Origin of the sequence: Pseudoalteromonas sp. APM04, from assembly GCF_022809815.1 — a bacterium.
Lineage (GTDB): Bacteria > Pseudomonadota > Gammaproteobacteria > Enterobacterales > Alteromonadaceae > Pseudoalteromonas > Pseudoalteromonas marina.
This window is the reverse complement of the sequence record NZ_CP094441.1, coordinates 2,397,703-2,408,265: the sequence shown is the minus strand read 5'-3', so window position 1 is coordinate 2,408,265 and position 10,563 is coordinate 2,397,703. Positions and strand designations below refer to the sequence as shown.

Sequence of the window (10,563 nt, the reverse complement as noted above, 5' to 3'; positions counted from 1 at the left end):
TTACATCACGGTCGCTTTTATTGCGCCGCGAGATAGCATAAAATGCGCCGTTAATTAGTACAGTAGGTAAAACGATAAATATGCGAGTAGCACTTGGGGTTGAATATAATGGCGCACGTTATAGTGGTTGGCAGCGTCAATCGCACGTAAATAGTGTACAACAAGAAGTAGAAAAGGCGCTGTCGAGTATCTGTAACCACCCAGTTGAAATTGTGTGTGCAGGGCGAACTGACGCAGGAGTGCATGGAACAGGCCAAGTTGTTCATTTTGAAACCAATGCATCTCGTGAAATGGTCGCGTTTACTATGGGTATGAACACTTTGCTACCTAAAGATATTGCTATTCGATTTGCTCAACCTGTTGCAGAAGACTTTCATGCACGTTTTAGTGCAACCGCAAGAAGGTATCGCTACGTTATTTATAACTATCCATACCGTGGAGCTGTTATGAACGAGGGTGTTACTCATTTCCATCACAAGCTAGATGAAAAGGTAATGCAAGAGGCGTGTCAGCATTTAATTGGTGAGCATGACTTTACATCATTCAGAGCATTACACTGCCAAGCTAATACCGCTAAACGTACAATTCATCATTTATCTGTTCAGCGCCAAGGTGATTACGTTGTAATTGATATTAAGGCGAATGCATTTTTGCATCATATGGTGCGCAATATAACCGGTTGTTTAATGGATATTGGCTTACACAAGCACCAACCTATATGGTTAAAAGAGCTATTAGATTTAAAAGAGCGTGCTAAAGCGAGTGCAACCGCTAAAGCCGCTGGTTTGTATTTAGTCGATGTTGATTACCCAGAGCAGTTTAATATTCCTAAAACCCCACTAGGGCCATTATTTTTACCTGATGTTGATATTTAGTTAGAATTATTAATCGCTAAATTTAATTTCCTCTAACTACTAAGACCAGTTTTTTATACCGTGTTTGTGTAATTCATGTTTTAATTGAAAAAATCTGTTTGCTACTTATTAGCAGACTCGCGACACAGAACAGCATTAAGAGAGTTGCAAATGAGTTGGTTAGAAAAAATCTTACCTAAAACGACTAAGTCGTCAGGTCGTAAAGAAATTCCAGAAGGCGTTTGGGCTAAATGTACAGCTTGCGATTCAATTTTATATAAAGCTGAACTAGAAAAATCATTAAACGTCTGTCCTAAATGCGACCATCACATGCGTGTGAGCGGCCGTAAACGTTTAGAGCACTTTTTAGATGAAGGTGACCGCACGGAGCTTGGTACTGAGCACGAGCCTAAAGATGTATTAAGGTTTAAAGACTCTAAAAAATACTCAGACCGTATTAGCGCAGCCCAAAAATCAAGTGGCGAAAAAGACGCGCTAGTTGCAATGAAGGGCCGCTTAAAAGGCATTCCTGTTGCTGCGGTTGCTTTTGAATTCTCATTTATGGGTGGTTCAATGGCTTCGGTTGTTGGCGCACGGTTTGTTGATGCCGTAGACCAATGTTTAGAGCACAACATGCCATTAGTGTGCTTTTCTGCCTCAGGTGGTGCACGTATGCAAGAAGCACTTATGTCGCTTATGCAAATGGCCAAAACCAGTGCAGCACTTGCTAAAATGAGCGAAAAAGGGTTGCCATTTATTTCGGTAATGACCGACCCAACAATGGGTGGTGTATCGGCTTCATTAGCAATGCTAGGTGATATTAACGTTGCTGAACCAAAAGCCTTAATTGGCTTTGCTGGCCCGCGAGTAATTGAGCAAACAGTTCGCGAAACCTTACCAGAAGGTTTTCAGCGTAGTGAGTTTTTACTAGAGCACGGTGCAATAGACATGATTGTTGACCGCCGTGAAATGCGTGATACGTTAGCACGTGTGCTTGCTAAATTTATGAACTTGCCTTCTACTGAACAAGAGCATAGAGTAGCGTAAATTTAAGCTTTTCTGATTTATGCTATGACAAAAACAATCCCTAGCCAATCATCAAGCCTTGATGATTGGCTTTTTTATTTAGAAAGTGTTCACCCAGCCAACATTGCAATGGGCTTAGAGCGCGTTGCAGATGTTGCCAATAATATTGGTTTACTAAATACTCCCAGTAAAATAATTCTAATTGGTGGCACAAATGGCAAAGGGACTACCGCTCGTTGCTTAGAGTCGCTACTACTTGCGCAAGGTTACAGCGTAGGTACTTACGCCTCTCCTCATTTAATTCGATATAACGAACGTGTTCGCATAAATGGTCAAGAGCTTGATGATCAATACCATGTTGATGCCTTCAACATGCTAGAGCAAGGCCGGGGTCGCACACCGCTTACGTATTTTGAGTACGGTACGTTGGGGGCACTGGCTATTTTTAAGCGCTTTGAAGTAGATTATGTATTATTAGAAGTTGGCTTAGGCGGGCGTTTTGATGCAACAAATATAGTAACGCCATACGCAAGTGTGATTACAACCATCGATTTAGACCACAAAGAATACCTTGGCGATACCCGAGAGCTGGTGGCGTACGATAAAGCAGGTATATTCCGCAAAGATACCCCCGCTATCATTGGGGACTTAAGTATCCCGCATACAATGATTGATTACGGTAACGAGATTAGTGCCAATATGACATTATCAGGCACTGACTTTATTTTTAAAGAGCACGACAAAACGTTTAATTGGCAGTTTGAAAAACATAACCTGACACTCAATAAGCCTGCAATACCCGCGCAAAATGCAGCGACTGCTCTAACAGTGCTAAGCGTTTTAAATTTATTACCCAATGTTGATGTAATAAAAAATTGCTTAGCTAACTTGGTGGTGGAAGGGCGTTTTGAACAATTAAGCACAGAGCCATTGGTATTTACAGACGTCGCTCACAATCCAGAATCAGCTCGCTATTTAGCCAATAAGTTATTAAGCTACAAAGATAAATGCTTTAAAGTTCACGCATTAGCCGCTATGCTTGCTGATAAAGATAAAGCAGCGGTGCTCAAAGAGCTAACCCATCTTGTTGATGATTGGTTTCTTGCTAGCTTAGGTGGCCCTCGTGGTGATAGTGCTAATAACCTAAAAGAAGCCCTACAAAGCGTATCTACTCACGACAAGGTACAAAGCTTTGAAAGCGTTGAGCGAGCACTGAGTGTTATTTTACCTAAGCAGCAAGACAATGTTATTTTAATTGTATTTGGTTCATTTTTTACAGTAGCAGATGCTATTAATTATTTTAAAAAATAGAGAGGATATCGGTGAACTCAAGTTTTATAAATCGCTTAGTTGGAACAAGTATTGTGGTGATCGCAGCGATTGTGTTTATCCCAAACATACTTGATGGCGAAAAAGTGCATTACAAGGAAGGCTTTAAAGCGATCCCAGAGCGACCTGAGTTCAAAACGATTGACTTGCAAGACTCAATTAATGATCAAGTAGCTATAGCTGAACCGTTAAAGCAAGATAACATTGAAGATATTTCTCCTGATGATGACGTTTTAGAGCAAGACGATACTATTGCACAAAGTAACTTTGCTAGCGAAGAGAAAATAGTTGAAGCGTCAGTTATACCTAAAGCTACAAAAACTGATATTGCTGAACCGCAAGTTGCTAAAGCGAAAGAAGAGACTAAGGTTCCCGAAAAAGTAGTTAAAGAGGCACCTAAGCCTATTACGCCGCGTAAAAGTGACGAAAACCTAACTGATATGGCCTATGTGGTGCAGTTAGGTAGTTTTTCTCATGCTGCAAATGTTAAAGCATTACAGGCTAAATTAACTTCAAAAGGGTTTAATACGTTTACTAAACCTATAAAAACACCTAACGGAACGCTAACAAAAGTATTTGTTGGTCCGTCACTTGATAAAACTGAGTTGGAAAAGCAATTACCAGAACTTAAAAAGCTTACTAAGCTTAACGGTAAAATAACCCAATACGAAGTAACTAACTAATTAAAAAGGCCTTAAACAATAAGGCCTTTTCTTTGATGTTACACAATTACTTAGGCCAATTTATTAACTGTCAAAATGTTAATTAAATGTTTCAGGTTGGCTGCGGTTATCTCCCGTTTAAACTTGCATACTTAGGATGTTTGGGTATAGAATGCGCCCCAAAATAGCGACTAATTGGTTATTATGATCTGGGTTGATTACGCCATTCTTGGCATCATTGCACTGTCTACCATCATCGGTTTAATACGCGGCTTTGTAAAAGAAGCTATGTCATTAGCGGTATGGGCAGGCGCGTTTATCATCTCAAGTTTATTTTACCAATATTTAGCTTCCTTCCTAACAAGCATTTCTGAACCCCTTTTAAGAAATGCGGCGGCCATTGCCATACTCTTCTTTGCGACGCTCCTGTTAGGCGGTTTACTAAACTATATTTTAGGTCAGCTTGTACTTCGTACTGGCTTATCGGGTACTGACCGTGTCTTTGGCATAGTGTTTGGTGCTCTACGAGGCGTGTTGGTCGTGAGCGCGTTACTCTTCTTTCTTGATGCTTTTACTGGTGCACCTAATACGCACTGGTGGGGTAATTCTATTTTGATTCCAGAATTTGGCTTTGTTGTTGAATGGTTTTTTTCGTACCTCGAAAACAACTCCAGCTTTTTAAATTCAGTAAACCGTTAATCGGCGAGGATAAATTACATGTGTGGTATCGTTGGAATAGTCGGAACGTCTCCTGTGAATCAGGCGATATATGATGGCTTAACTGTTTTGCAGCATCGTGGGCAAGACGCCGCGGGAATAATTACCATTGAAAATAATACGTTTAGCTTACGTAAAGCAAACGGCCTAGTGAAAGATGTATTTCACACACGTCACATGAAGCGACTACAAGGTACCATTGGTATTGGCCATGTACGTTATCCAACAGCAGGCTCTTCTAGTTCATCTGAGGCACAGCCTTTTTATGTAAACTCACCATTTGGTATCGCCCTTGCGCATAATGGAAACCTTACAAATGCTGAAGAACTAAAAGAACAGTTATTTTCAGAAGCACGTCGACATGTTAATACAACGTCTGATTCTGAGATATTGCTGAATATTATGGCACATGAGCTTAGTCGCTCAGACAAGTTACACCTAGACCCTGAAGATGTGTTTACAGCAGTTGCTGAGGTAAACAAAAAAGTAACGGGTGGCTATGCAGCCATTGCCATGATTATTGGTCACGGCGTTGTAGCGTTTCGTGATCCTAACGGTATTCGCCCTCTTGTTTTCGGTAAACGCGAGACTGAAAAAGGCACGGAATACATGTTTGCCTCAGAAAGTGTGGCACTAAAACCTGATGGCTTTGAGTTTATTCGCGATGTAGCCCCAGGTGAAGCTATTTTTGTGACGGAAGATGGACAGTTTCACTCATTAAATTGTGCAGATAAAGTGTCTTACTCGCCTTGTATTTTTGAATTTGTTTATTTTGCTCGTCCAGACTCAACAATAGACAGAATGTCGGTTTATGCAACACGCGTAAACATGGGTACCAAACTGGGTGAAAAAATAGCACGTGAGTGGGCAGATAAAGACATTGATGTGGTCATTCCTATTCCAGAAACTTCGTGTGATGTAGCGCTTGAAATTGCTCGTGTACTTGATTTACCGTACCGCCAAGGCTTTGTTAAAAACCGTTACATTGGCCGTACGTTTATCATGCCTGGTCAAGAAATGCGTAAAAAGTCAGTGCGTCAAAAGCTAAACGCAATTGACCGTGAATTTAAAGGTAAAAATGTATTACTTGTTGACGATTCAATAGTGCGCGGTACCACATCAGCGCAAATTGTGGAAATGGCGCGAGAGTCTGGTGCTAAAAACGTATACTTTGCCTCAGCAGCTCCTGAAATACGCTTTCCAAATGTTTATGGTATAGATATGCCATCTGCAGCTGAACTTATTGCTCATGGCCGTGAGGTTGAAGATATAAACGCAAGTATTGGTTCTGACGGATTGATTTTTCAGTCATTAACAGATCTAATGGCCGCTGTAAGCCAAGAAAATCCAGAAATAACTCAATTTGAAACTTCTGTGTTTGACGGGCAATATATAACAGGCGACATAGATCAAAACTATTTAAACCGAATAGATAAACTGAGAAACGATACAGCTAAAAGCACACGCGAAACAGCGATGTCATCAGGGTTAGAAATACATAACCAAGAAGAAAACGAGACTGATTAATACTTTCGAGTATTTTAATTTTAGAAAAGGAGCTAATTAGCTCCTTTTTTGTTGGTTGAATATTACTTAATCGAGTTACTTAAAATTTATTATGTGAACATGGGGCTTACAATGCCATTTGTCCAAAGAATCGCAGTGGCAGCTAATATGATGACTAGTAGGATAAGCCCACAAGTAACGACCGAGCTTGCATAAATAAAACCACGTTCTTCAGGTATGTGCATGAGTATAGGTACTCCGGTATAAAGTAAATAAACCGAGTAAGCTAATGCAACAATACCAGCACATACAACAAACCAAAGTACAGGCCAAAAAGCGGCAAGCGCAGACATAAATACCGGTGTTGCTGTGTAAGCCGCTAGTTCAAGCGTTTGAGTAAAGGTGGGTTTAGAGCCAAAAGTAACGGCCATCCAATGGGCTAAATAGGCAAGTGCAAATACACCTATAATTAAAGCTACATACATGGCTATAGCTATTAATAGCGCGCTCTCATGTGTTAAAAATACTAGACCACCAGTGCCAATGCTCCAGCCCAAGTAAACAGACGAGTAATACCCCATTATTGATGGAAACAAAGCAATGAGTAAAATATGTGACAAGCTGTAGGTCAAGCTTTCGTGTCGGTTATCAATTGTTTGCCACTCTTCAAGTGGGTGAGCGTATAAGCCCCATAGGTGGTTTAATATCATAGTGTGTACTCCGTTTAGGAAGGTATTATTGTTTTTGTTACGGTGTGTTTTTTATACAGTTCATTTACAGTTATGGGCCACATAGTGTACAAAGTCAAGTTAACTAATTTTTAACAAATAAATGAAGCTGGCTTTGATTTAATCAAACCGTGAATTCGTGTTAAAATACAGGTTCTTTAATTTTAATTAGCAACGAGTATCAAACGTGTCACATAGCCAGCTGTTAGAGCCTATTCATGACTTTTTATTGTGCAAAACACCGACTCAGTGGGTAGATAAAGCAATCAAAAAAGAAAATCTGTCAGTTATTTTAATAGATCACTTAATTTGTGAGCTTAATGATATAGTGAGCACATATAAATTATTTATCTCTAAAGGTTAGAAAGTTGAAACGTAAAGCCTATTTATACCAGCGTGTTAGCTCCAAGAGACAAGCAGGAAACAGTTCTCTATTTAGGCAAACGGCTGCTCAAGACGCGTGGTTAGCTGTAAATACTGATGTGCAGGTGGAGAGGGTTCTTGTTGATGACGGTTTTTCAGGATTCAAAGGTAAGAATTTAACTGAGGGGGAGTTGGGCGCCTTTGTTGAAGATATTAAAGCAGGGAAAATTGAAAAAGGTTCAATTTTATTACTAGAACAGTTTTCTAGGCTAACTAGGTTACCAATTAGTAAAACAAAAATGTTACTCCAAGATATCTGGGAGGGTGGAGTAACTATTGTGACAATTGCTGATAATCAAGAGTACCCGCCAGAGTCAGCTGATGATCTTGGTAAATGGATGAGGTTATTGGTTGAAATTGAGAGTGCTCATAAAGATTCTGCTTGGCGCTCGGATAAAGCAAAGGCAAGTCATAAAAATAGAAAAGCTATAGCATTAGCCGAAAGTAAAGCACCAAAAATAAGAAAACCTTTTTGGTTAGATAAAAATGGTAATCCTAATCAATTTGCTAGTGCTGTCAAAGATATGTTCGATTTATACCTCAAAGGGATGGGTCAAGTTTCTATTTTGAATTTACTACGAGCCAAATACCCAAACTTTAAGCCTATCCAACGAATGACACCAACAACTGTTATTAGGATAATTACAAGTGAGAGGTGTATCGGTATGATTTTTGGCGCCAAGCTTTACTCTCATGTAGTTGATGATGACATATTTTATAAAGTACAGGAAGTTCATGCAGGCCGCTTATATAAAAACGTTAGGCCTGATCGAAAATGGCCTTTGCATGGTTTGATAAAGTGTGGTCACTGTGGCAAAGGTAATAGCATCCAGCAAACAGGTGATTCGCTGCCATTACTTAGGTGCAGTAACAAACGTCGCAAAGGTGCTGAACTTTCTGGTTGTGATTCGAGAGCTACGTTCCCTTATATAATTGCAGACTATTTTTTTAAAAACCATGTAGAGATGGAGCTGCTCGCTGACTTGAGTGAGAGTAAACGAAACGAAAACGATGAAAAAGAATTGTCTAAAAATGCACACCTCATTCGCCAGAAAAAAAGTGAGCTTGAAGAGCTACAAGATTTTTATCAAACGGCTCGTGGAAAAGGAACCGAATCTAGAACAATCCTAAATATGATTTCGGAAGTTGATTCTGCTCTAGCTAACTTGGAGTCAAGACAAAAAGCATTGAATTCTCGGCTTAATAGCAGTGACGACTTTTTTATTTCGAGAGAAATATTACAAAGCCGTGATGAAGATATTGATCAATATAATTTAAATCTTCACCTTTTGGGATTTAGGATGGTCATATACGAAAACACAATTTCTTACGGTAAACTCAAACTAGAATATGTAAGATATGATCGCAGTAAAAAAGCATATGTTTGTAAGTTAAACAGTCCGAGAGCATTTTTTATCCTTAGCGAAGGGATTACACCAGAATATTTCTTAATGCCAAAGCCTATAAAAACTGATGGTAAAGACCTACAGTCCTTTCTTTATGATGCCTTAGACGAATATAATGATATACCTGAAGATAGTAGCGCTAATTTTATGATGCAACTATTAAGTAAAAATTTAATGCGGTACAAAAAATCAAATGAAAATGAATAATTCTATAATTGAAGAACTTTTAGCGCCTATAAATTCGTTTTTACAATGTGAAACACCTGAGTTATGGATTGATGAGGCTAAAAAAAGTGAAAACTTACAGGTCTTATTAGTGGATCACCTCGTATGTGAATTAAAAGCAGCTCAGTCTGCCATGTTTCTGATCCGTAAATATGCAGTCGATAAAGAAAGTGCCGCTGCGCTCCTGGAGTGGTTAAAACCCTTCGAAGCACTCATTTATAAGCGAGATGGTAACTGGCGTGAGCTTGCAGATAAAAACAAGCTAACAAAAGCAATGATCCCAAAGTCAAATACCGCATATGGGCAAGATTTAATTGATAAAATGGTTATGCTAATTAAAGAAGAGCTTCATCACTTTTATCAAGTGCTTGAGATAATGGATGAATATGGTGTTGAGTACCAAAGCATTACGCCTTGCCGTTATGCCAAGGGCATGTTACGCCATGTCAAATCGTATGAGCCAGATGCTTTAGTCGATAAACTCATTATTGGTGCTTATATTGAGGCGCGCTCATGTGAGCGTTTTGCAAAACTGGCACCGCATGTAGATGAACGCTTAGGTGACTTTTACATATCGTTATTGCGTTCAGAAGCGCGTCATTATCAAGATTACTTGCTCCTTGCTCAAGAAATCAGTGAGCTTGATATTACAGAGCGAATCAAATTTTTTGGTGGCATAGAAGCTGAGCTAATTTTATCACCGGATAAAGACTTTAAATTTCATTCAGGGGTACCATCTTAAGCATTTTCAGATAAATTGCGTACTCACTACACAATTTTTAACGCTGCGCTAAATTGTGGCGCTCGCTACTTTGAGTACACAATTAGTCTGAAGCTATTAAATTTTAGGCCTAGTGGTTTGAGAACATAATTGTTGCTTGAGCTTAGCGTTGGTTGTGCTGAGCTCTTCAACCATTTGGTTTAATTTACTAATTTCTGTCTCTTGCTGTTTCTTCAAGCCTTCGACAATTGAATTAAGTTTGTTTTGCCACGCCCTAAAATCCCTAGGATTTTTTTTTGTAGGGTTAAGGTTCAAGTTTTCGGCAAGATTATCAGCCTCATTTAGTGCTGCATAAAATGAGGAAACCTTAGAATGATGAGCTTTGGAGCCTCTTAGTCCTCTATTCAAGCCCAGCGGTTTCATTGCTTCAGCATACGAGTCCTGGATCTTTCTAAGCTTATCAGCACCTCCTGTAATGGCCCTTGCATTAAGTCCCCACTCTTGTATACCAGATTTTCGTGTTTTACGCTCAAACACATGCAGACAAACATGAACGTGAAAATTCTGCTCCTCGGTGTGAAGAATCGCTGAAAGAACTCGTTCGCCATACTCCTTCTCAAGCCATGCTTTGATCGATTTTATCCAATTATTAAGCCGAACTTTTGCGTCAGGCAGGTACTTCCCTGTCTGCTCATCACGTAGATATTCAGGGGAAAAAGCCAGTAACATTTCTAATGCCAGTACGCCATTCTTACGAAATTTTGTTATGCCTCGTTTTTCAACCTCTTGTTTAAATCGTTTGTATGGGTCAGCAGAACCCACCAGAACACGATTGTATTTCGTTCTCCTTGGGTCTGCATTAGGGGTGTAGTTTTCTCTTCTCCAGTGAGCTGACATCGCACAAATCGCAGCTTCAGATTTGAGTTTCTCAATCCTTAAAATTGCATAATTGTTCTTGACCATATT

At 39.6% G+C, this 10,563-nt stretch carries 10 protein-coding genes and 1 pseudogene; 9 read left to right on the top strand and 2 right to left on the bottom strand.

Annotated elements, in window-relative coordinates; genetic code table 11:
- Positions 1-80: 80 nt before the first annotated feature.
- The 6 genes from truA to purF all read left to right on the top strand — a co-directional run bounded on the left by truA (position 81) and on the right by purF (position 6,115).
- Positions 81-875 (top strand): tRNA pseudouridine(38-40) synthase TruA, encoded by a 795-nt coding sequence (gene truA / locus MTP24_RS11165; RefSeq protein ID WP_243531220.1) that lies wholly within the window; start codon positions 81-83, stop codon positions 873-875.
- 150 nt (positions 876-1,025) lie between these two features.
- A complete protein-coding gene (accD, locus tag MTP24_RS11160; protein WP_243531218.1) occupies positions 1,026-1,901 on the top strand; it encodes an acetyl-CoA carboxylase, carboxyltransferase subunit beta in 876 nt (291 codons plus the stop codon).
- A gap of 24 nt (positions 1,902-1,925) precedes the next feature.
- Positions 1,926-3,191, top strand: a complete 1,266-nt coding sequence (gene folC / locus MTP24_RS11155; RefSeq protein ID WP_243531217.1) for a bifunctional tetrahydrofolate synthase/dihydrofolate synthase — start codon at positions 1,926-1,928, stop codon at positions 3,189-3,191.
- 11 nt (positions 3,192-3,202) lie between these two features.
- On the top strand, positions 3,203-3,892 hold the full coding sequence (locus MTP24_RS11150) for an SPOR domain-containing protein (protein WP_243531215.1): 690 nt from the start codon (positions 3,203-3,205) through the stop codon (positions 3,890-3,892).
- Positions 3,893-4,075: 183 nt separating this feature from the next.
- Positions 4,076-4,570, top strand: a complete 495-nt coding sequence (locus MTP24_RS11145) for a CvpA family protein (protein ID WP_006793890.1) — start codon at positions 4,076-4,078, stop codon at positions 4,568-4,570.
- An 18-nt stretch (positions 4,571-4,588) separates the two neighbouring features.
- Positions 4,589-6,115 (top strand): amidophosphoribosyltransferase, encoded by a 1,527-nt coding sequence (gene purF / locus MTP24_RS11140; protein ID WP_010557197.1) that lies wholly within the window; start codon positions 4,589-4,591, stop codon positions 6,113-6,115.
- A gap of 89 nt (positions 6,116-6,204) precedes the next feature.
- Here the strand turns inward: purF and MTP24_RS11135 are convergent, their stop codons facing one another.
- A complete protein-coding gene (locus MTP24_RS11135; RefSeq protein ID WP_006793888.1) occupies positions 6,205-6,804 on the bottom strand; it encodes a Yip1 family protein in 600 nt (199 codons plus the stop codon).
- A 205-nt stretch (positions 6,805-7,009) separates the two neighbouring features.
- Between MTP24_RS11135 and miaE (MTP24_RS11130) the strand changes: the two are divergent.
- From miaE (MTP24_RS11130) to miaE (MTP24_RS11120), 3 genes and pseudogenes are all read left to right on the top strand, one after another.
- Positions 7,010-7,141: pseudogene (gene miaE, locus MTP24_RS11130) on the top strand (tRNA isopentenyl-2-thiomethyl-A-37 hydroxylase MiaE); the annotation flags it as partial.
- A 49-nt stretch (positions 7,142-7,190) separates the two neighbouring features.
- A complete protein-coding gene (locus MTP24_RS11125; protein WP_243531213.1) occupies positions 7,191-8,858 on the top strand; it encodes a recombinase family protein in 1,668 nt (555 codons plus the stop codon).
- A complete protein-coding gene (gene miaE, locus MTP24_RS11120; RefSeq protein ID WP_243531211.1) occupies positions 8,851-9,618 on the top strand; it encodes a tRNA isopentenyl-2-thiomethyl-A-37 hydroxylase MiaE in 768 nt (255 codons plus the stop codon). The genes MTP24_RS11125 and miaE (MTP24_RS11120) overlap by 8 nt, the downstream gene beginning before the upstream one ends.
- A 96-nt stretch (positions 9,619-9,714) precedes the next feature.
- Here miaE (MTP24_RS11120) and mobV read toward each other — a convergent pair whose 3' ends face one another.
- Entirely contained in the window at positions 9,715-10,560 is an 846-nt protein-coding gene (gene mobV, locus MTP24_RS11115; RefSeq protein ID WP_243531209.1) for a MobV family relaxase, read from the bottom strand.
- Positions 10,561-10,563 lie beyond the last annotated feature (3 nt).